The organism is Leisingera sp. ANG59 (assembly GCF_013317235.1).
Classification (GTDB): Bacteria; Pseudomonadota; Alphaproteobacteria; order Rhodobacterales; family Rhodobacteraceae; genus Leisingera.
Genome location: NZ_WLCM01000008.1, coordinates 94,756 through 114,074 on the forward strand (window position 1 = coordinate 94,756; position 19,319 = coordinate 114,074).

The window sequence follows — 19,319 nt, forward strand, 5'->3', positions numbered from 1 at the left end:
CCCCGGGGAGGCGCATTCGCGCCCTCCCAAGGTCAGGCTCGGGCCTTGTGTCGCGGCCTCTTTGCAAGAGAGTGTCTCTGCGGGCGGCAATCCCGCCCGCAGCACTGGCCTCTTACATCTTCGCCCGCTCAGCCCGCAGCGCCAGCCACAGGCAGTAGCACATCATCAGCACCACCAGCGTGAACGGGATGCCGGTCGAGACCGCCGCGCCCTGCAGCGCCGACAGCCCGCCGCCGAGCAAGAGCGCGATGGCGACCAGCCCCTCCAGCGTGCACCAGAACACGCGCTGGATCACCGGGGCGTCCATCTTGCCGCCGGCGGTGATGGTGTCGATCACCAGCGAGCCGGAGTCCGATGAGGTCACGAAGAAGATCACGATCAGCACCAGCGAGATGGGCGCAACGATCGAATAGAGCGGCAATTCCGACAGGAAGCCGAACAGCGCACCCTCGGGCTTGTAGCTGTCGATCACCGTCGCCTTGACGCCCTCGGCGCCGCCGGCGTTCAGCATGTCAATGGCGCCGCCGCCGAAGGTCGACATCCACAGCGCGCAAACGGCTGTGGGCGCGATCAGCGCGCACAGCACGAATTCGCGCACCGTGCGGCCCTTGGAGATGCGGGCGATGAACATGCCGACAAAGGGCGACCAGGCAATCCACCAGGCCCAGTAGAAGGTGGTCCAGCCGTGGAAGAAGCTGGTGTCCTCGCGGCCGAACGGGTTCGACAGCGCAGGCAGCAGCTGCACGTAGTCCACCATCACGCTGAAATAGCGCGTCACCGCGGCGACAATGCCGGTCGTCAGGATCACGAAGACAAACAGTGCCACCGCCATCACCATATTGATTTCCGACAGCCGCTTGACGCCTGCATCCATGCCCATCAGCACCGAGCCCAGCGCAATTGCTGTAATGCCGATGATCAGCAGCACAACAACCGTGTTGGACGGCTCGATCCCGAACACCTCGTAGAGGCCGGCCGCAACCTGCTGCGCCCCCAGGCCCAGCGATGTGGTCAGGCCGAACAGGGTGGCAAAGACCGCCAGCGTGTCGATGGCATGGCCCCACCAGCCCCAGACGCGCTCGCCCAGGATCGGGTAGAAGGCAGAACGCAGGGTCAGCGGCAGGCCGAGGTTGTAGCAGAAGATCGCCAGCGACAGCCCGACAGCAGCATAGACCGCCCAGGCCTCCAGCCCCCAATGGTGGATGGTGCCGACGATGCCGATGTATTCATTGCCCGGCTCACTGATGTCCATTCCCAGGGGCCGCGCAGCGCCGCCTTCGGAGAAGTTGTAGTAGACCGGTTCGAGCACGCCGAAGAACAGCAGGCCGATGCCGATGCCGGCCGCGAACATCATCGCAATCCACCCGGGATAGGAATAGTCCGGCCTGGCATCCTTGCCGCCGATCCGCACCGAGCCGACCGGCAGGATGATCAGCGCCAGGCAGAACAGGGTGATGGCGTCCACCGACAAGACCAGGAACCAGTCGAAGGTGCTGGTCAGCCAGGGCCGCAGCCAGCCGAAGAAGGCCGCCGCCGCCTCCTGGTTGGCCAGTGCGATCAGCACGAATGCGGCGATCAGGATACTGGAAATCAGGAAGACAGGATTATGGATATCCAGGCCCAGCGGCCTGATATTGTCCTGTCCCAGCTCATACTCAGTCTCGAAGTCCCAGACCCTTGGATCCGGGTCGAGCATTTTCTTTGACTCTGGCATAACGCCTCCCCTTCAACTCGTTATTTCACCCCCAAGTGTCGCATTAAATTCGGAAATCTCCTAATTTGCGCATCCCGCTCCTGCTTTGCCGGGGCCGGCGGCAGGTGTTTCCGCGCCGGAGAACCTGCAGAAACGCGTCATCGCCCCCGCCATATGCGGCATTTGCAGACGGATGTCGTTTTTGCGGCATCACGGCGCAAAAGAACTTGAATCGCCATTCAAGATTCGAAAGTGTTAGCGGAAACGCCGGACACGGCAGCAAGACTTAGGGAGAGAGACGTGGCCAGAACCATTACCGAGCCGGCCCGCGAGATACCGGTGATCCATGAAACCGAGGTGCTGGTCGTGGGCTCCGGCCCCGGCGGGCTGGCGGCGGCGCTGGCCGCGGCGCGGGCAGGCGCCGAGGTCACGCTCATGGACCGCTTCGGCTGCTTTGGCGGCAATATCACCACCGTCGGCGTCGAGGGCTTTGCCTGGTACCGCCACGAGGAGACGGTGGAGGCCGGCGGCATCGGCTGGGAGTTCGAGGAGCGCGCCAAGGCGATGGGCGCGGCGGTGCCGGAGAGCCAGTCGCTGAGCTATGAGCTGGACAGCGAGGGCTTCAAGCTGGTGGCGGACAAGCTGGTCGAGGAGGCTGGCATCCACCCGATGCTGCACCGGGTGTTCGTGGCGCCGATCCGTGAGGGCAGCCGCATCACCGGCGTCATCGTCGAGAGCAAGGCGGGCCGCGAGGCGGTGCTGGCGAAACGGGTGATCGACGCCACCGGTGACGCAGACATTGCGCATATGATGGGCGCACCTTGCGTCAAGACCCCGGTGGAGCAGATGCAGGCCGCCAGTGTGATGTTCAACATCGCAGGCGTCGACAAGCAGAAGTTCATGGAGGGCGTGAAGGCCGATCCGCAGACCTATGCCAACTGGTCGACCGGCGAATGGCAGGTGGAGACCTCCGGCAAGGAGGACGAGATGTTCTCCCCCTTCCTGGCCAAGCCGTTCTCGCAAGCCATCCGCGACGGGGTTATTCCGGCGCATCTCAACACCATTGGCGGCACCTGGGGCGCGGTGCATGACTCAGGGGAAATGACCTATATGAACCTAGTGCATCTGGCCGGCATCGACGGCACCGACCCCGACAGCATGACCCGAGGCGAGATCGAGGGCCGCAAGCAGGCGATGCATGCGATTGACGCGCTGCGCGCCTATACGCCGGGCTGCGAGGGTGCGCGGCTGCGCAACTTCGGCATGACCATCGGCATCCGCGACACCCGCAAGATCGACGCGCATCATAACATCACCGAGGATGAGACCCGCAACCAGGGCCGGTTCGAGGACACCATCGGCATCTACCCGGAGTTCATCGACGGCTACGGGGTGCTGATCCTGCCGACCACCGGCCGCTACATGCAGATCCCCTACCGCTCGATGCTGCCCAAGGGCGTTCAGGGCCTCTTGGTCACCGGCCGCGCCATCGGCGGTGACAGGATCGCCCATGCCGCCACCCGCAACATGGCCTGCTGCGCCGTTGCGGGACAGGGCGCGGGCATCGCCGCGGCGCTGTCGGTGAAGTCGGGCTGCGAGTTCGACGCGGTGGACATCACCGCCGTGCAGGCCGAGCTGAAACGCCAGGGGGTGCGGATCCATTGACGCAGGCCATCCCCACCATCGACATCACACCGCTGCGGGAGGCCAGCCATCCGCAGCGGCAGCAGACCGTCGAGGCCATTCTGGCGGCGGCTGAGGACATCGGCTTCCTGTCGGTCACCGGAACCGGCGTTGCGCAGGAAACGGTGGAGGCGGTGCGGGACGTGGTGCGGGCAATCTTTGCCGTGGACGAGAAATCCAAGTGGGATCAGGCGATAACGCGGGAGAGTTACCGCGGCTATATCCCCTTGGGCTTCTTCACGCCGAACGACGGGTCTGGGACCGCGGACAAATACGAGGGCTACAAGCTGCACCATGAGGTGGCGGCAGACGACCCGATCCGCGCCGCCTGCCCGCTCTACGGCCCCAACCGCTGGCCTGTTGAGGTGCCGGAGGCGCGCGAGGTGATCCTCGGCTATTGGGCAGAACTGGACGGCGTGTTTCACCTGCTCTTGGGCGCGCTGGCCGAGGGGCTGGGGCTGGACCCGGCGGCGTTTCAGGAGCCCTTCGAAACGCCCCTCACCAACATGTCGCTGCTGCACTACCCGCCGCAGGCGCCGGAGGAGGACGGCTTTGGCATCCACCCGCACAAGGACACCGACGCGCTGACCATCATCGCGCCGGACCCGGTGGGGGGCCTCGAGGTGCAGACCCGCGACGGCGGCTGGATCACCCCGGACTGCCCGCCCGGCGGCTTTGTCGTCAATATCGGCGACATGCTGGATCTGTGGTCCGGCGGGCGGCTGGTCTCCACCCCGCACCGGGTGGTGAACAAATCCGGGCGGGAGCGTTACTCCTTCCCCTATTTCGCGGTGCCGCGCCATGACGTGGTGGTCGAGCCGCTGCTGCCGCCGGTCGAAGGGTTCAACCGCCCCGCGGTGCATTGCGGCCATTGGTCGGCAGAGATCTGGCGCACCAACTGGCCGGATGAAGGCGCCAGCGCCGACACGCCGGAGCTGGGCACCATCCACAGCTGAAGAAGCCATGTCTTCACGCCCCTTCACGGACGCGTGAACGGGATAATCCGATCCTCCTGCCGGCGCCGTAATGCCCGTGTCATGACGCCAAACACAGCTTTCGCAGAGAGGACTTCCCATGCTTTCCAAAGTCAAACACGCGGCTTGTGCCGCCGCAGCCGTTCTGAGCTTTTCCAGCGTTGCCTCGGCTAACACGATTGTCGACATCGCGGCGTCTGACGACCGTTTCACAACCCTGGTTGCAGCTGTCAAAGCGGCCGGTCTGGCTGAAACCCTGCAAGGCCCCGGCCCCTTCACCGTCTACGCACCGGTCAACGACGCCTTTGCCGCCCTTCCCGAAGGCACGGTGGAGACCTTGCTGAAACCCGAGAACAAGGACCAGCTGACAAATGTGCTGCTGTATCACGTCGATGACAGGAAGCTGACGGCTGAGATGATTCCCAGCGGCTCCACCTACTTCAAACCTGTGCTGGCCTCCGAACGGCTGTGCATCAGCAAAAGCTCCGCAGGTGTCAGCATCGCCGATGGAACCGGCAGTTCCGCCAATGTCGTGATTGCCGACATCCAGGCGGACAACGGCGTGATCCATGTGGTGGACAAGGTTCTGCTGCCAGGCACCCGGCCTGATTGCCACTAAGGCGCCCCGCCCCCTCGGCAGCTGAGCCCGGATCAATTTGATCCGGGCTTCTTCGCATGGCTGCCCGGCCGCTTCGCGGCAAAGCCATCCCCCAGTTGCCCCCGGCCTTTTCCGCCTTATCCCCGCCTTGCCCACAGGGGAATCGCCCTGCCCCCTTGCAAGCCCCTGCTGCATCAGGAAAGACTGGCGCCAGGAACCTGATGCAAACGGACCAAGGGCGGCACGCGGACCATGGCCTTACCGGCAAAACAGCAGTTGAAGTACTGGGGCATCGCCGCCCTTGTCTTTGCGGTGGTGATGTGGGCGCTTGGCAATGTGCTGATGCCCTTCGTGCTGGGCGCCGCCATCGCCTATATGATCGATCCGGTTGCCGACCGGCTGGAGGCCTGGGGCATGAGCCGCACCGGCGCCACCGCCACGATCACCGTCGGCACCCTGCTGATCTTCCTGCTGCTGCTGCTGATTGTGGTGCCGACGCTGATTGCGCAGATGATCGACCTGGCGCAGGTGCTGCCGCAGCTGCTGCGCGATGCCCGCGCCTTTGCCATCGAGCATTTCCCGACGGTGTTCGAGGAGAACAGCCGCATTCACCAGGCGGTGACCTCCTTCACGCAGACGCTGCAATCCCGCGCGATGGAGGTGCTGCAATCGGTGCTGGGCGGCGCGGCCTCTTTCCTGAACATCGTGGTGCTGCTGGTCATCGCGCCGGTGGTGGCCGTCTACCTGCTGCTGGACTGGGACCGGATGGTCGCCCGCATCGACGAATTGCTGCCGCGCGACCACCAGCCGGTAATCCGCCGCCTGGCCGGCGAGATCGACGCGGTGCTGGCATCGTTTATCCGCGGCATGGGCACTGTCTGCCTGATCCTGGGCACCTATTACGCGGTGGCGCTGATGCTGGTGGGGCTGAACTTCGGCCTCGCGGTTGGCTTCATCGCAGGCCTTGTCACCTTCATCCCCTACCTCGGCGCCTTGATCGGCGGCGCACTGGCGATCGGCCTGGCGCTGTTTCAGTTCTGGGGCGACTGGGTGTCGATCGGGCTGGTGGCCGCCATTTTTGCCATCGGTCAGGTCGCAGAGGGCAACGTCCTGACACCCAAGCTGGTGGGCGGCTCGGTCGGCTTGCATCCGGTCTGGCTGCTGCTGGCGCTGTCGGTTTTCGGCGCCCTGTTCGGCTTTGTCGGCATGCTGGTGGCGGTGCCTGTGGCGGCGGCGCTTGGGGTGATTGCCCGCTTCGTGACCGAGCAGTATCTGGACAGCCGCCTGTACCAGGGCCAGAGCCATCCCAGTGCTGAAAAGCGGGACGCGGGCGCGGAGTGATCCCATGGCACAGCAGCTGAGCTTTGATCTCCCGGCGAAACCGGCGCTGGGGCGGGAGGACTTCTTTGTCGCGCCCTCCAATGCGATGGCCGTCGCCCTGCTCGACCCGCAGTTCGCCTGGCCCAGCGGCAAGCTGGTGCTGACCGGCCCCAAGGGCGCAGGCAAGACCCATCTGGCCCATGTCTGGGCCAGCCAGACCGGCGCCCGCATCATCCCCGCCGCCAGCCTGAGCGAACAGTTGGTGCCGGAGCTGGCGCAAGGCCCGGTGGTGGTCGAGGACGTGCCGCAGATCGCCGACGACACCGGCCAGCAAAACGCCCTGTTCCACCTGCACAATCTGGTGCTGGCCAACGGCCATTCGCTGGTGATGACCGGCCGCGGCGCGCCGAACCTTTGGGGGCTGACGCTGCCCGACCTGCAAAGCCGGGTGCAGGCCGCCACCCACGCCGAACTGCAGCCGCCCGATGACCAGCTGCTGGCGGTGGTGCTGGCCAAGCTGTTCAACGACCGCCAGATCACGCCGAAGCCGGATGTGATTCCCTATCTGGTGGCGCATATGGACCGCTCCTTTGCCGCCGCGGCGCAGATCGTGCGGCGGCTGGACCAGCTGTCGCTGGCGGAAAAACGCAGCCTGACCCGGCCCCTGGCGGTGCGGGTGCTGACGGAAGTGCGCGAAGAGGCAGCGGAAAATGACGCATCCGCAAGCGGTTGACCCCTGCCCGCCCATGCACCATCCTGACCGCGGATCGCAAGACGGAGCCCTCATGAACCTGTCCCAGGACCCCGCCGCCGCTGCCACCGATTGGGGGCCCTTCGGGCGTCCGATCTTTGATGACCCCAAGGCCCGGGCGCTGTCGCGGGTGGGGGTGGTCGATGTCGGCTCCAACTCGGTCCGCCTGGTGGTGTTTGACGGCGCCGCCCGCAGCCCGGCCTATTTCTACAACGAAAAGATCATGTGTGCGCTGGGGGCCGGCCTGTCGGAATCGGGCCGCCTGAACCCGGAGGGCCGCGCCCGCGCCCTGTCGGCGCTGAACCGGTTCCAGCATCTGGCCAGGGGCATGGGACTGCCGCCTCTGACGGTGATCGCCACCGCCGCGGTGCGCGAGGCGGAGGACGGGCCGGAGTTCTGCGACGAGGTGCTGCGCGAGACTGGATTGAAGATCCACGTCATCGACGGCCGCGAAGAGGCGCGGCTTTCGGCGCAGGGCGTGCTGCTGGGCTGGCCCGGCGCCTACGGGCTGGTCTGCGACATCGGCGGCTCCTCGATGGAGCTTGCGGAGATCCAGGAAAACACTGTCGGCCGCCGGGTGACCTCGCCGCTGGGGCCGCTGAAGCTGCGCGACATCAAGGGCGGGCGCAAGGGCCGCAGGGACTACATCCGCGCGGTGATGGAACAGCTGCGCGGCGAGATGGGCGCGCAGCGCGACCGGCTGTTCCTGGTCGGCGGCAGCTGGCGGGCGATTGCCCGCATCGACATGCACCGGCGCGGCTATCCGCTGAAGGTGCTGCACGAATACCGGATGAGCGCCAGCGACGTGCGCGAAACCGCGAAATACATCGAAAAACGCGACCTGAACAAATTGCGCGAGGCCTGCGGCATCTCCTCCAGCCGGATGGCGCTGGTGCCTTATGCGATCGACGTGCTGACCCGGCTCATCCACACCTTCAAGCCCAAGGATATCGCGGTCTCCAGCTATGGCATCCGCGAAGGCCTGCTTTATGAGCAGATGCCGCAGCGGCTGCGCGCCCGCGACCCGCTGGTCGAGGCCTCCCGCTTTGCGGAGATGAAGGACGCCCGCGTGCCCGGCTTCGGTAAGACGCTCTATGACTTCGTGAGCCCGATCTTCAGCGGCGCCAAGCATAGCAAGCGGCGGCTGGTCAAGGCCGCCTGCCTGCTGCACGATGTCAGCTGGCGGGCGCATCCCGACTACCGGGCCGAGGTCTGTTTCGACAATGCCACCCGCGCCAACTTGGGCGGGCTCAAGCATTCCGAGCGGGTGTTCCTGGGCCTGGCGCTGCTGCACCGCTACAGCAACAAGCGGCACGGCAGCTCCTTCGAGCATCTCTATGATCTGCTGGACGAAAAGGGCCAGCATGAGGCCGAAGTGCTGGGCAAGGCGATGCGGTTCGGCGCCATGCTGATGGTGACCAGCAACGGCGAGATCGGCGAATTGCAATGGCAGCCGCGCAAACGGGTGCTGCATGTGACACTGCCGGATGCGGCAAGGCCGCTCTATGGCGAGGTGGCGGAATCGCGGCTGAAGTCGCTGGCCAAGGCGCTGGATGCGGAAGTTGACCTGAAGTTCAGCAAACCCGCGCCGGAGCCTGAATCGGAGCAGGTGCCGGAATAACGGGCCCAGGAGACCGCACCGGCGTCAGATTTCGGTGACGCCCTCGTCCTCATCCTTGTCTTCCTTGGCAGGCGCGTTGTCCTTGGGCTTCTTGCGGATGATGATGTCGCCGTTGGGCAGGATTTCCGGCAGCTCATAGGCGCTCCAGTCTTCCACCTGTTCAGCGATATCCGCCAGCGCCGGCCCCATTTCGGCCAGGAAAGCCCCCATCGAGGGTCCGATCTCCTCCATCATGCCCTGCAGGTCTTCGAGCGCCGGCGCCATTTCCTGGCGCAGGCCCTCCCAGAACAGCTCCGCTCCGCGCTCCACCAGCGACGGGCCGGTGCCCTCCTCTTCCGCCTCCTGAGCGGAAAGCGGCGCGGACATCAGGGCAATAAGGGCGGCAGGCAGGATGAGGTGTTTCATGGGGCTAATATAGGGAGGTCGGCTACGCCGGAACAAGGGGGCCTGTTAACAACCGGGCCGGGCAGCGCCTGATACGGTGCCCGGAATTTTCAGGTTCGGGCGCTGGGTGCCGCGGCGGCGGGGGATGGCTTGACAGCCGTGCCCGGCGCGGTCAGCGGGCCGGACAGGATCAGCGGATCGCGGCGGCGGGGGGCGCGGCATGGCTCCGGGACAGGCGGCGCCTTGTCCCAGGTGCCGCATTGCTGCGGGGCATAGGTTTGCAGCAGCGGCTGGCTGTTCTTCTTGTGGCGGGCGATCAGGCTCCGCTGCTGCTTGCCCGCGGGCACGTGGCGCGCAGGCTCCGGCGGCGGGGCGGCGCCGTCCAGCGTCGGAAACAGCCGCTTGAGCCGGGCATGTTCCGCGGGCGGCAGAGTTTTCAGCGCCTCAGGCCCCATCAGCAGGCTTTCGGCCGGGGCGCCTTCGGCCAGCACCACCTCATGCCGGTCGAAGATCAGGTGGAAATATTCCACCGCTGCGGCGGCATCATCCAAACGGATGCCAGGCAGCGCAGTGAGCTGGTGAGCGGCCGCAAGCACCTGCGCCTGGCCGAACATGCGCTCAGCAATGCGGGAGCAGACCATCAGCCGGTGCTGGCGCGATACCCGCAGATCGCGCAGCGGCAGGCCGGCCCCCAAGGCGCCGGCGCGGATCAGCACCGGGCGCAGCTTCGGGTTGCGGCGGATCCGCTCCGCGCTGGCGGCACGGGAGGTGACCATCCGCAGCACGGCGCGGCCGCCGTCCGCGGTCACAACCGCCTGCCCCGGACGCAGATTTTCGACCGGACAGGGGCCTTCAGCAGTGCTGATAAGCGTGCCGCGGGCGAAACAAACGACATCCGCATAGTTCCAGCCGGTGCTGTGGCTTTGATAACTGCCCAGCGTTGCGCCGGTGGTAAAGGCGGACCCCGGCCCCGGCAAGAAATACCATTCTCCGCCGGTGTTGAAAAAGTAGAAGGTTTCGGTATGCGATGCTCCGCTGGTGCCGGTGAAGGAGATGTCGATGGCATAGGGGCTGCCGGACGTTTTCCCGAAGGAGCCGCCGTCGATGCTGATGCGTTCGCCATTGTCGCCGCTGCCGTCATAGGCGGCGTCATTGTCCTTGAACACCGCAGTGTGGGAGGTGTTGTACTGTGCGTTGTAGCCGGTGCCCGACCATTTGAAGGCTTCTGCCGTATATTCTGCCATGACAGCGCTCAGTTCCGGCCGGGCGGATCTTTGGCGTCGAGCGCTTTAAACAGTGCCCGCAGCCCGCCCGGACGCAGACGACAGCGGGCCGCATCACGGCCCAGTGCCTGCGCCGCGGCCTCGCGTTCGCGGCTGTCAAGCTCCGCACCGAACCGGGCTTCCAGCTCCGCCGCAAAGGCTTTGTTTCTGTCTTGGCCGCTCATACATCAGCACCTGCGATTGCGGATTACCCCGCGAACGCCGCCCACCGAAACCAAAGTTGGAGGGCGCGACGGGTCCCCGCAAGGGTGAGCTTGCCTCCAAATGCCTAAAATTTAATGAAAACAGCTTCAGACGGGATCAAGTCAGCTCCAGATCCAGCGTCACCGGGAAATGATCCGAGGCATCCAGCAGCGCCTGGCGCATCTCTGGGTCGGCGTAGCATTCGCCGTCCTCGAACGGGTGCCAGATGCGCCACTGGGGGCGCAGGGCCATCAGGCTTTGCGAGATCATCACATAGTCGAGGAGCGCCCGGGTGAAGCGCTTGGTCTCTGCGTTGTAGAACCGCGAGGTGCTGGGCGGTATCGCGGGGCGCGGCTGCAAGAGGCATTCAGCGTGGGGGTCGTGCAGCAGATCGCCCATCACGATCTCGACCGAGGACTGGCCGAACAGCTGCTCATACTGGTCCAGGCCGGGGCCGTCGTTGAGGTCGCCCAGCACCATCACATGCTCGCCTGCGGCCACGTGCTCCTCGACCCGGCGGTGCAGCCAGATCGCCTGCGCCAGCTGTTTGCGGCGGTTGGCGATGGCCATGGCCGTGACCGCCTCCGGCGTCTTGGCCCCGTGCGGCGCCTTGGATTTCAGATGCGCGCCGATCATCCGCAGCTCCATCCCCCCGTTGTCCGGGCCGCCCTTGGTGGTCACCGCCAGCTCCAGCGGCGGTTTTGAGAATTCCACCTGATCCAGCCGCTCATCCACGTCGAGGTCGATCTCGAACACTCCGTCAAAACGCGGGGCGGCAGCGCTGGAGCGGGCATCATGGCGGGCGTCCAGCACATCCGGGTCATAGAGCAGCGCAATTTCCTGATGGGTGTCGTTCGGGAAGCCGCTGACCGCCTCGCGCGCGCGCAGCCCGGCTTCGGCAGCGAAGGCTTCCAGCGCGCGGGTGGTGCGCTGGGTGCGGCCGGTGTTGGGCGCTTCGATCACCATCACCGCATCGGCGTCGATGCGGCGCAGCACATGGGCGATGGCGCGGCCCTGGGTATAGCGGTCGACACCGTGAACGCCTGACGGCTTTTCGTCCAGCATCAGCCTGTCGTCCTTGTCGAACAGATAGGCGAACCACTCGATATTATAGGTGGCCAGCCGCATTGCCGCCGCATCCGCTGATTTCATCCCAAGCGCGGTTGATGTCGATCATCCGCTTCTCCGCCAGCCGCACTGCTTCCTCCGGCACGCCGCGGGCGATCATCGCATCCGGGTGGGTGTCGCGCACCAGCTTGCGCCAGTGCTTGCGGATCTCTTCCTTGCTCATCTCCGGGCTGACGCCCAGCACCGTATAGGGGTCCTTGGGCGCATCCGGCACAAACCGCGCCCGCAGCGCCTGGAACTGCTGCGGCGTCTGGCCGAAGATGCGGCTCACTTCCTCCAGGAACTCGTTTTCGCCGGGGTGGTAAAAGCCGTCGGCCATGGCGATGTGGAAGAGCCCCTCCATCAGGTCGCACAGCGTGGTGGGGTCGTTTGCAAACATCCGCTGGATGCGGCGGGCGTAATCCTGGTATCCCGCCACATCGGTGCGCGCCATGTTGAAGACGCGGGCGGCGCCGGCCTCGTCATCCTGGGCGATCTGGAACACCTCGCGGAAGGCGGTGACCTCATCCCGGGTGACCTGGCCGTCGGCCTTGGCCATCTTGGCGCCAAGGGCGATGACGGCAATGGCAAAGGCGACAGTGCGTTCGGGCGGCGCCCGCAGCTTGTCAAAGACGTCGGTCAGGCTTTCGCCTGCGGCAAGCGCGGCCAGCGCGTCGGATATGCGGGTCCAAAGTGACATGGGCTCAGCCTATCCGGGTTTGGCGGCACTGTCAGGGGCGGGAATCCCCGGTGTCAGGATTTTCTGCATGAAAACAGTGTCCAGCCAGCGCCCCTGCTTGCAGCCGAGCTCCGGCATCCGGGCGGTCTCGACATAGCCGAGGGCGGCGTGAAAGGCGATGGCGGAGGGGTTGGCGCTGCTGACGCTGGCGATCAAAACATGCAGGCCAGTCTCCCTTGCCTTCTCCTCCAGTACCAGCATCAGCCGGCGGCCCGCGCCCTTGCCCTGCGCGGCGGGCAGCAGGTGAATGGTGTGTTCGGCGGTAAAGCGGTAGCCCGGACCGGAGCGGAACGGAAAGAAATAGGCATGGCCCAGGATCTCCCCCTCCTGCTCCGCCACTAGGTAGCTGCCATTGCTGGCGGCGATCTGCCGGCGCACCTGTTCCGGTGTTTTCTCGATCGTGTTGAAGGTCGCCAGCGTGTCGCGGATCACCCAGTTGGCAATGGCGCAGACGGCTTCGGCATCAGCCTCGGTTGCGGGTCGGATGATCATCTGAGCACCCTCGGCCCGTGCGGCGTGTCAAACTCCGCCATCATTGCCGGCGCGCCCTGCTCTACTTTGAGGCGCGGGTCCTTGAGGATGCGGTCCAGCGCGGTCTGTAAATCAGAGGCCTCCGGGTGGCTGAGGACCAGCCGGGTCAGGCGGCAGCCGGACTGCGGCAGTTTGCCTGCGGGAGGCTCTGCCTGCCACTGCAGGACCGCCGGGAACAGGTTGTCATAGGGCAGCAGCCCGTCCGCAGGCACCGTCATCAGCCAGCGCAAGTCACCGCGCTGCATCTGCACATGCCGCTGCGCATGGGGCGGCAGCAGGGGTTTCTCCGCTTCCAGGTCCTCGCTGCGCAGGATCCAGTTGCTGAGCCTTGCCGGGCCTTCGAAGCGGTCGAGATTGAACCAGCGCGGCTGCTCCTGCGGGATGGCCTCCGGGTCGATGGCAATGGCCTCCAGATAGAGCCCGTCCTCCAGCCCGGTCAGCCGGTTACGGGTGCCATAGCGCGCGTGGGCGCCGCCGGGGCCGAGGGCGATGCCGAGCGCGTCTTCGGTATGCGCGACGGCCTCTTCCAGCGTTGCGCCTGCCACTGCCAGGTGATCGAGTATCATATCCGCCCTCCCCCTTTTGCGGGCTGAGACTAGCCTGACAGCTGCAGGGTGCAAGGCGGGAGTTTCTGTCAGAGGGAATGGAGGAAACTTCTAATTGGGCAGACGCTAGGATTAGGGTAAGCCTGCATTACTGCTGTTTACCGGCGTTAGCACCCCGTTTCTTTTGAGAGAAAATTCTAATGACAGTCTACCATTTGAGCACCAGTTTGGATGCGGTTTCAGCCGGAGTGGACTGGTCGGAAACCAAGGAGCGTCGCCAGCCTGGGTCGGATATAGGTTTGAATCGCTGGTATTGCACCGACGCTGACAGGGCTTTCTTGGGCCAGCTACCCACGTAGATTAGGAATGAGATCAATGCGCATTGGGCTTTGAGTTTCGCTCGCAATGACAACTTGCCCGATACGTTTATGAGCCTCAAGAACGCTCACTTCTCCGGTGCTCCCTTTGCTCACCAAGGCGTTTGTGAGGTGTTTCAGAATTTTGCAGAAGGCAATTGCGAGATCATTCCAATTCGAAATTTCTGGTCCTTGCACGATAAGAAAGACGTGCCCGAGCCTTACTTCGTTGCAAATGTATTCAATGCCGCAGAGCTTTTGGACACTAGGCTCACAAAAACAAGGCCCGTCAAAAATCCAAGATTTGGCAACATTAGATTTCTGCCACCGTGCCTAGCTGAAGAAATATTTGTCCGGAAAATCGCTTTTCCGGGCACCATCTTTTGCGCGACTCCATGACTTCTGAATGGTTTTGTGACGACGTTTTTCGCGCAGCCATCGAAGTTGTGACGCCGGGAACTTATGAGTTTCGTGAAGTAACCTTGGTCTAGCCGTAGAGAATGTCATGGCAGTGTTCGGCTTAAACCCAAACCGCCAGAGCCCAGACCCCGGCAATCACCGTCGGGTAAAACGTCCCGGCAAAGCCCAGCCCGCGCAAGGGCGGTGACAGGTGATAGCCGGCCCAGAACAGCACACGCATCAGCGCAAAGGAGAGGCCGAGAGCGATTGCCACAGCGCCGCCCAGGGTGACGGCCACGAAGGGCCAGATGGCCAGCGCCAGCACCAGCTGCTCGGTGGTATTGGTCAGCACCCGCTGGTCGATTTCTGCCGGGGAGCCGGGAGCAAGGGGTTCTCCGTCGATGATCGCGTCGTCAAAAAATCGCCGCTGGGCCAGACGGCCGATGATCAGCGCCAGCACCAGCCCCGGTGCAAGGAAAGCACCGGGCAAGGCGATGGGGGCCGGGATATAGGGCAGGCCCAGCCATTGCGGCAGGCCAACAACCAGCACGCCCCAGAGGGCGCCGATGGCCATGCCGGTGAGGATCTGAGGACGTTTGGAGCGCTGCATGGCGCCACTCAACCACCGCCGCTACGGTTTGCCAAGGCATGGCGTATCAGACCCGGCGGAAAGCTGCGGCTTGCGGCATCACGCTTTTTGACAGACAGCCGCTCCCGCCCGGCGCTTGACTGAGCCAAAGGCCCATCCGCGCCGGTTGGGCGCGGCATCGCGCCTCCGCGCGATGCAGGCAGCCCGCCCCGGTCGGGGCGGGCTGCCGGACCCAAAGCCGCCAAGGGGGCGGCCCGGAGGGCGGGCACCTGCGGGTGCGGGAGGACCTCCCATGCCCCGCAGATGCGGTTTTCGTGTCAGGCGCGCGCTTCGCGGATCAGGCGCAGGATGTCCTGGGCCGCTTCCGGGATGTTGGTGCCGGGGCCGAAGATCGCCTTGACGCCTTTGGAGTAGAGGAACTCGTAGTCCTGCTGCGGAATGACGCCGCCGCAGATCACGATGATGTCGCCTGCGCCTTCCGCCTTCAGCGCCTCGACCAGCTGCGGCGCCAGCGTCTTGTGGCCCGCGGCCTGGGACGAGATGCCGATCACGTGCACATCGTTGTCGATGGCGTCCTGAGCGGCTTCTTCCGGGGTCTGGAACAGCGGGCCCACGTCGACGTCAAAGCCGATGTCGGCAAAGGCGGTGGCGATCACCTTGGCGCCGCGGTCGTGGCCGTCCTGGCCCATCTTCACCACCAGAAGGCGCGGGCGGCGGCCTTCTTCCTCGGCGAAGTCCTCGATCGACTTCTGGATCGCGGCAAAGCCCTCGTCGCCCTCATACGCGGCGCCATAGACGCCGGCCAGGGTTTTGACTTCCGCGCGGTGGCGGCCGAATTCCTTTTCCATTGCCATGGAGATCTCTCCGACTGAGGCCCGCGCGCGGGCGGCTTCGACTGCGGCTTCCAGAAGGTTGCCCTCGCCTGATGCGGCGCGGCGGGTCAGTTCATCGAGGGCAGCCTGACAGGCGGCCTCGTCGCGGGTGTCGCGCATCTTTTGCAGGCGGGCGATCTGGGCGTCACGCACCGCGTGGTTGTCGACGTCCAGGATGTCGATCGGGTCTTCCTTGTCCTTGCGGTACTTGTTGACGCCAACCACAACCTCGTCGCCGCGGTCGATCATCGCCTGGCGTCGGGCCGCCGATTCCTCGATGCGCAGCTTGGGCATGCCGCTCTCGACGGCCTTGGTCATGCCGCCCATCTCCTCGACCTCTTCCATCAGCGCCCAGGCCTTCTCCACCAGTTCGGCGGTGAGGCTTTCGATGTAATAGGAGCCGGCCAGCGGATCGACCACATTGGTGACGCCGGTTTCCTCCTGCAGCACCAGCTGGGTGTTGCGGGCGATGCGGGCGGAGAAATCGGTGGGCAGCGCGATGGCTTCGTCCAGCGCGTTGGTGTGCAGCGACTGGGTGCCGCCCAGAACCGCGCTCATCGCCTCATACGCCGTGCGGATCACGTTGTTGTAGGGATCCTGCTCTTGCAGGCTGACGCCCGAGGTCTGGCAGTGGGTGCGCAGCATCTTGGAGCGTTCGGACTTGGCGCCGAATTCGGTCATCACCCGGTGCCACAGGGTGCGGGCGGCGCGCAGCTTGGCGATTTCCATGAAGAAATTCATGCCGATCGCAAAGAAGAAGCTCAGGCGGCCTGCGAATTTGTCCACGTCCATGCCCGCGTCCAAGGCGGCGCGCACGTATTCGCGGCCGTCGGCGATGGTATAGGCCAGCTCCTGCACCAGGTTCGCGCCGGCCTCCTGCATGTGGTAGCCGGAGATCGAGATGGAGTTGAACTTGGGCATCTCGTTGGAGGTGTACTCGATGATATCCGAGATGATCCGCATCGAGGGTTTCGGCGGATAGATGTAGGTGTTGCGGACCATGAACTCCTTGAGGATGTCGTTCTGGATGGTGCCCGCCAGCAGGGACTTGTCGTGGCCCTGTTCTTCGCCTGCGACGATGAAGGAGGCCAAGACCGGGATCACCGCGCCGTTCATGGTCATCGAGACCGAGACCTTGTCGAGCGGGATGCCGTCGAACAGGATTTTCATGTCCTCGACAGAGTCGATCGCGACGCCTGCCTTGCCGACATCGCCGACCACGCGCGGGTGGTCGCTGTCATAACCGCGGTGGGTGGCGAGGTCGAAGGCGACCGAGACGCCCTGCTGGCCCGCAGCCAGGTTGCGCCGGTAGAAGGCGTTGGATTCCTCCGCAGTGGAGAAGCCCGCATACTGGCGGATGGTCCAGGGGCGGCCTGCGTACATGGTGGCCTTCACCCCGCGGGTGAAGGGGCCGAAACCGGGGAGCGTGCCCATGTGGGGCAGATCCTTGGTGTCTTCCTCTGTATAGAGCGGCTTGACCTCGATGCCTTCCAGCGTCTGCCAGTTGAGGTCGTCGACCGCCCGTCCGCGCAGCTCTTTCTCAGCCAGAGCCCGCCATTCGTCTTTGTTTGTCATCAGGTCTTCCTCTTGTCAGTCGGGTATGGAGCGGGTTCGTGCCCGCCGCCTGTTTATCCGGGTCCTGTGCCAGCGCCGCGAGGCCGTCCGCCCCGCCCGCAAGCCACATCATGTCGTCGGCGTAAGCCTCGCGCAGGGCAGCGGTTTGCGCGTCATTGAAGGGGCGCCAGCGGCCGGACCCTTCGGGCAGTTCAGCTGCCGCTGCGGGCGGCAGGCTGGCGCGCAGGTCCTGCAGGCACAACGAGGCGTTGAGGCGCACCCGCGCGTGGGCGCGCGGCGCCTTGATGCCGGTGAGGGCTGTCAGCGCGGCCTCGGGCCGGGTGCCGAAGGTTTCAAACGGCAGCACATGCAGGTTCACGTCTGGCATGGCGGCGGCAATATCGGTGATAACGCCGCGCCAGCTGCGCGCCGAATAGGCCAGCCGGTCGAGGCTGGAAGCGGTGGGCATCTTGTGCCCGCGCGCCACCGCAAAGGCCAGGCCGGAGGTCCAGTAGCTGTCGAGGCTGCGGATCGAGAGCGCCACATCACTCACCGCACCGCCAAAGGCCTGCGCATAGCGCGCCATGCGTTCGCCGACACCGCCGTAAAGGTCGCCGAGCCGCAGGTTCTGGCGCACCGCGCCGATCATGTTTTCCTCGCTCACCAGCAGCTGGGTGATGCCGCGTTCGCGGCAGCCAGCCATGCGGATCTGCAGCCGCCCCTGCGCCCGCTGCACCAGGTCGCGGCCCGTCACCTGCGCCGGGCCTGGCTGAATGCCATGGAACAGCCCCTTGCGGGTGCGGTACGGGCCCCAGAAGCCGATGCCCTGCCGGTTCAGGCCGTGCACGTTCTGGCGCATGTATTCCTGGAAGGATGTGGTGGCGCAGCGGTGCGCGCCGGTATGCAGGATGACTTTCATGGCGTTACGGGACCTCTGATGGAGGGCCGCAGGCCGCAGCCCGGTCAAGGGGAATGGCACCATCATCGCCTGCAACCCCTCATTATCCCGTTAACAATGATGTTTTTTGGCCAAGCTGCGGAATTCACAGTCGCATTTGCCCGCAGCGCACATATATTCAACACAACAGGAGAGATCATGAGAGCAATCCTAAGCGTTGTTTTGGCAGGGATCCTGCCGCTGGCGGCTGCGGCGGCGGACGGCAGTGCGCCCGATTTGATCCAGCCCGGGTATGATGTGGAACTGGAGGAATTCCAGTGGACGCACCGCCCGGTGGTGGTGTTTGCCGACAGTCCCGAAGACCCGCGGTTCCATGAGCAGATGGAGCGGCTGATGGAGGGGATCGAGGCGCTGAAGACGCGCGATGTGGTGGTGCTGACCGATACCGATCCGGCCGCCAAGTCGGCGTTGCGCAGGAAGCTGCGGCCGCGCGGCTTCATGCTGGTGCTGGTGGGCAAGGACGGCGGCGTCAAGCTGAGGAAACCGCATCCCTGGACGGTCCGCGAGCTGTCCCGCACCATCGACAAGTTCCCGGAACGCCTGCGCGAAGTGGAAGAGCGGCGCGGCGGGTGAGCCTGCCGGGCGGCTCCAGTCAGCCGTTGCCGCGGACGTAGATCAGCGCCATCGCCTGTTTGTCCAGCACCACCATCGCGCCGGTTTCCGGCACAAAGACCAGATTGGACGCGGGATTGCGGATCGCCTGGTAATAGACGGATTTGACCAGGTCGGTCATGCAGCTGACCCCCGCCAGACCGGAATTCAGCACCCCAAGCCCCTGCGGCAGGTCGCGGGACATGATGTCCTCTGTCACCGCGTTGGGGGATTTGCCCGAGACCGCAAACATCACCGGCTTGCCGGCCTCCAGCATCTTCATGCCGGTGTTGAGCGAGCGGGCGCGGTCCACCAGCGAGGTGATGCGCGGGTTTTCCGCGGTGTGGAACACGGCGGCGGTGCAGCTCATCGAGCTTTGAAAGAAGAACGTCTCCCCCAGCTCCACCCAGGCCGACAGCTGGGCGCGCAGCGCCTCTTCCTTGTCCAGCGCGCAGGCCGAGAGCAGCGCCAGGGCGGTCGATAGGCAGATCAGGAGACGGGTCATGCGGCACCTTGGCGTGGTCAAACGCCCGCAGCGTCGCAGAAAAAACTGAACATTTGGTGCAAGGCACCGGATTTTGCGGGGCA

The 19,319-nt window shown here is 65.0% G+C and carries 19 protein-coding genes; 7 read left to right on the forward strand and 12 right to left on the reverse strand.

Annotated elements, in window-relative coordinates; genetic code table 11:
- Positions 1-112: 112 nt before the first annotated feature.
- Positions 113-1,714 carry a BCCT family transporter gene (locus tag GKC28_RS09785; RefSeq protein WP_174146717.1) on the reverse strand — a complete coding sequence of 534 codons (1,602 nt, stop codon included), beginning with the start codon at positions 1,712-1,714 and terminating at the stop codon, positions 113-115.
- Positions 1,715-1,993: 279 nt separating this feature from the next.
- Between GKC28_RS09785 and GKC28_RS09790 the strand changes: the two genes are divergently transcribed.
- The 6 genes from GKC28_RS09790 (at position 1,994) to GKC28_RS09815 (ending at position 8,640) form a co-directional block, all read left to right on the forward strand.
- On the forward strand, positions 1,994-3,358 hold the full coding sequence (locus GKC28_RS09790; RefSeq protein WP_174146718.1) for an FAD-dependent oxidoreductase: 1,365 nt from the start codon (positions 1,994-1,996) through the stop codon (positions 3,356-3,358).
- Entirely contained in the window at positions 3,355-4,332 is a 978-nt protein-coding gene (locus tag GKC28_RS09795; RefSeq protein WP_174146719.1) for an isopenicillin N synthase family oxygenase, read from the forward strand. The genes GKC28_RS09790 and GKC28_RS09795 overlap by 4 nt, the downstream gene beginning before the upstream one ends.
- Before the next feature lie 118 nt (positions 4,333-4,450).
- Entirely contained in the window at positions 4,451-4,969 is a 519-nt protein-coding gene (locus GKC28_RS09800) for a fasciclin domain-containing protein (RefSeq protein WP_174146720.1), read from the forward strand.
- A 231-nt stretch (positions 4,970-5,200) separates the two neighbouring features.
- On the forward strand, positions 5,201-6,289 hold the full coding sequence (locus GKC28_RS09805) for an AI-2E family transporter (RefSeq protein ID WP_174146721.1): 1,089 nt from the start codon (positions 5,201-5,203) through the stop codon (positions 6,287-6,289).
- Positions 6,290-6,293: 4 nt separating this feature from the next.
- Complete coding sequence (locus GKC28_RS09810; RefSeq protein ID WP_174146722.1) at positions 6,294-7,001, forward strand: DnaA/Hda family protein; 708 nt, start codon at positions 6,294-6,296, stop codon at positions 6,999-7,001.
- A gap of 52 nt (positions 7,002-7,053) precedes the next feature.
- On the forward strand, positions 7,054-8,640 hold the full coding sequence (locus GKC28_RS09815; protein ID WP_174146723.1) for a Ppx/GppA family phosphatase: 1,587 nt from the start codon (positions 7,054-7,056) through the stop codon (positions 8,638-8,640).
- Positions 8,641-8,664: 24 nt separating this feature from the next.
- On the opposite strand, the gene GKC28_RS09820 is transcribed toward GKC28_RS09815, so the two are convergent.
- The 10 genes from GKC28_RS09820 to GKC28_RS09865 all read right to left on the reverse strand — a co-directional run bounded on the left by GKC28_RS09820 (position 8,665) and on the right by GKC28_RS09865 (position 18,101).
- Entirely contained in the window at positions 8,665-9,045 is a 381-nt protein-coding gene (locus tag GKC28_RS09820) for a hypothetical protein (protein WP_174146724.1), read from the reverse strand.
- An 89-nt stretch (positions 9,046-9,134) separates the two neighbouring features.
- On the reverse strand, positions 9,135-10,268 hold the full coding sequence (locus GKC28_RS09825; RefSeq protein ID WP_174146725.1) for a Hint domain-containing protein: 1,134 nt from the start codon (positions 10,266-10,268) through the stop codon (positions 9,135-9,137).
- Between the two features lie 8 nt (positions 10,269-10,276).
- The gene (locus GKC28_RS09830; protein WP_174146726.1) at positions 10,277-10,471 is read right to left on the reverse strand and encodes a hypothetical protein; all 195 of its coding nucleotides are present in this window, start codon (positions 10,469-10,471) and stop codon (positions 10,277-10,279) included.
- 136 nt (positions 10,472-10,607) lie between these two features.
- The gene (locus GKC28_RS09835) at positions 10,608-11,618 is read right to left on the reverse strand and encodes an endonuclease/exonuclease/phosphatase family protein (protein ID WP_174146727.1); all 1,011 of its coding nucleotides are present in this window, start codon (positions 11,616-11,618) and stop codon (positions 10,608-10,610) included.
- The gene (locus GKC28_RS09840) at positions 11,599-12,297 is read right to left on the reverse strand and encodes a molecular chaperone DjiA (RefSeq protein ID WP_174146728.1); all 699 of its coding nucleotides are present in this window, start codon (positions 12,295-12,297) and stop codon (positions 11,599-11,601) included. The genes GKC28_RS09835 and GKC28_RS09840 overlap by 20 nt, the downstream gene beginning before the upstream one ends.
- 9 nt (positions 12,298-12,306) lie before the next feature.
- Positions 12,307-12,828 (reverse strand): GNAT family N-acetyltransferase, encoded by a 522-nt coding sequence (locus GKC28_RS09845; protein WP_174146729.1) that lies wholly within the window; start codon positions 12,826-12,828, stop codon positions 12,307-12,309.
- Positions 12,825-13,433 (reverse strand): VOC family protein, encoded by a 609-nt coding sequence (locus GKC28_RS09850; protein ID WP_174146730.1) that lies wholly within the window; start codon positions 13,431-13,433, stop codon positions 12,825-12,827. The genes GKC28_RS09845 and GKC28_RS09850 overlap by 4 nt, the downstream gene beginning before the upstream one ends.
- A gap of 855 nt (positions 13,434-14,288) precedes the next feature.
- Positions 14,289-14,777 carry an MAPEG family protein gene (locus tag GKC28_RS09855; RefSeq protein ID WP_174146731.1) on the reverse strand — a complete coding sequence of 163 codons (489 nt, stop codon included), beginning with the start codon at positions 14,775-14,777 and terminating at the stop codon, positions 14,289-14,291.
- A 296-nt stretch (positions 14,778-15,073) separates the two neighbouring features.
- Positions 15,074-17,203: a methylmalonyl-CoA mutase gene (gene scpA, locus GKC28_RS09860; protein ID WP_174146732.1), complete on the reverse strand. Its 2,130-nt coding sequence runs from the start codon at positions 17,201-17,203 to the stop codon at positions 15,074-15,076.
- Positions 17,169-18,101 carry a hypothetical protein gene (locus GKC28_RS09865; RefSeq protein ID WP_174146733.1) on the reverse strand — a complete coding sequence of 311 codons (933 nt, stop codon included), beginning with the start codon at positions 18,099-18,101 and terminating at the stop codon, positions 17,169-17,171. Before GKC28_RS09865 ends, scpA begins: the two co-directional genes overlap by 35 nt.
- Before the next feature lie 177 nt (positions 18,102-18,278).
- Here GKC28_RS09865 and GKC28_RS09870 point away from each other — a divergent pair, with 177 nt between their 5' ends.
- The gene (locus GKC28_RS09870; protein WP_174146734.1) at positions 18,279-18,713 is read left to right on the forward strand and encodes a DUF4174 domain-containing protein; all 435 of its coding nucleotides are present in this window, start codon (positions 18,279-18,281) and stop codon (positions 18,711-18,713) included.
- Positions 18,714-18,732: 19 nt separating this feature from the next.
- On the opposite strand, the gene GKC28_RS09875 is transcribed toward GKC28_RS09870, so the two are convergent.
- On the reverse strand, positions 18,733-19,236 hold the full coding sequence (locus tag GKC28_RS09875) for a hypothetical protein (RefSeq protein ID WP_174146735.1): 504 nt from the start codon (positions 19,234-19,236) through the stop codon (positions 18,733-18,735).
- Positions 19,237-19,319: the final 83 nt, after the last annotated feature.

Excerpts from the sequence above, each read along its gene's own strand:
- GKC28_RS09785 (WP_174146717.1), bottom strand. The coding sequence starts at position 1,714 with ATGCCAGAGTCAAAGAAAATGCTCGACCCGGATCCAAGGGTCTGGGAC.
- GKC28_RS09800 (WP_174146720.1), top strand. The coding sequence starts at position 4,451 with ATGCTTTCCAAAGTCAAACACGCGGCTTGTGCCGCCGCAGCCGTTCTG.
- GKC28_RS09805 (WP_174146721.1), top strand. The coding sequence starts at position 5,201 with ATGGCCTTACCGGCAAAACAGCAGTTGAAGTACTGGGGCATCGCCGCC.
- GKC28_RS09810 (WP_174146722.1), top strand. The coding sequence starts at position 6,294 with ATGGCACAGCAGCTGAGCTTTGATCTCCCGGCGAAACCGGCGCTGGGG.
- GKC28_RS09815 (WP_174146723.1), top strand. The coding sequence starts at position 7,054 with ATGAACCTGTCCCAGGACCCCGCCGCCGCTGCCACCGATTGGGGGCCC.
- GKC28_RS09820 (WP_174146724.1), bottom strand. The coding sequence starts at position 9,045 with ATGAAACACCTCATCCTGCCTGCCGCCCTTATTGCCCTGATGTCCGCG.
- GKC28_RS09825 (WP_174146725.1), bottom strand. The coding sequence starts at position 10,268 with ATGGCAGAATATACGGCAGAAGCCTTCAAATGGTCGGGCACCGGCTAC.
- GKC28_RS09830 (WP_174146726.1), bottom strand. The coding sequence starts at position 10,471 with ATGAGCGGCCAAGACAGAAACAAAGCCTTTGCGGCGGAGCTGGAAGCC.
- GKC28_RS09835 (WP_174146727.1), bottom strand. The coding sequence starts at position 11,618 with ATGCGGCTGGCCACCTATAATATCGAGTGGTTCGCCTATCTGTTCGAC.
- GKC28_RS09840 (WP_174146728.1), bottom strand. The coding sequence starts at position 12,297 with ATGTCACTTTGGACCCGCATATCCGACGCGCTGGCCGCGCTTGCCGCA.
- GKC28_RS09845 (WP_174146729.1), bottom strand. The coding sequence starts at position 12,828 with ATGATCATCCGACCCGCAACCGAGGCTGATGCCGAAGCCGTCTGCGCC.
- GKC28_RS09850 (WP_174146730.1), bottom strand. The coding sequence starts at position 13,433 with ATGATACTCGATCACCTGGCAGTGGCAGGCGCAACGCTGGAAGAGGCC.
- GKC28_RS09855 (WP_174146731.1), bottom strand. The coding sequence starts at position 14,777 with ATGCAGCGCTCCAAACGTCCTCAGATCCTCACCGGCATGGCCATCGGC.
- scpA (WP_174146732.1), bottom strand. The coding sequence starts at position 17,203 with ATGACAAACAAAGACGAATGGCGGGCTCTGGCTGAGAAAGAGCTGCGC.
- GKC28_RS09865 (WP_174146733.1), bottom strand. The coding sequence starts at position 18,101 with ATGAAAGTCATCCTGCATACCGGCGCGCACCGCTGCGCCACCACATCC.
- GKC28_RS09870 (WP_174146734.1), top strand. The coding sequence starts at position 18,279 with ATGAGAGCAATCCTAAGCGTTGTTTTGGCAGGGATCCTGCCGCTGGCG.
- GKC28_RS09875 (WP_174146735.1), bottom strand. The coding sequence starts at position 19,236 with ATGACCCGTCTCCTGATCTGCCTATCGACCGCCCTGGCGCTGCTCTCG.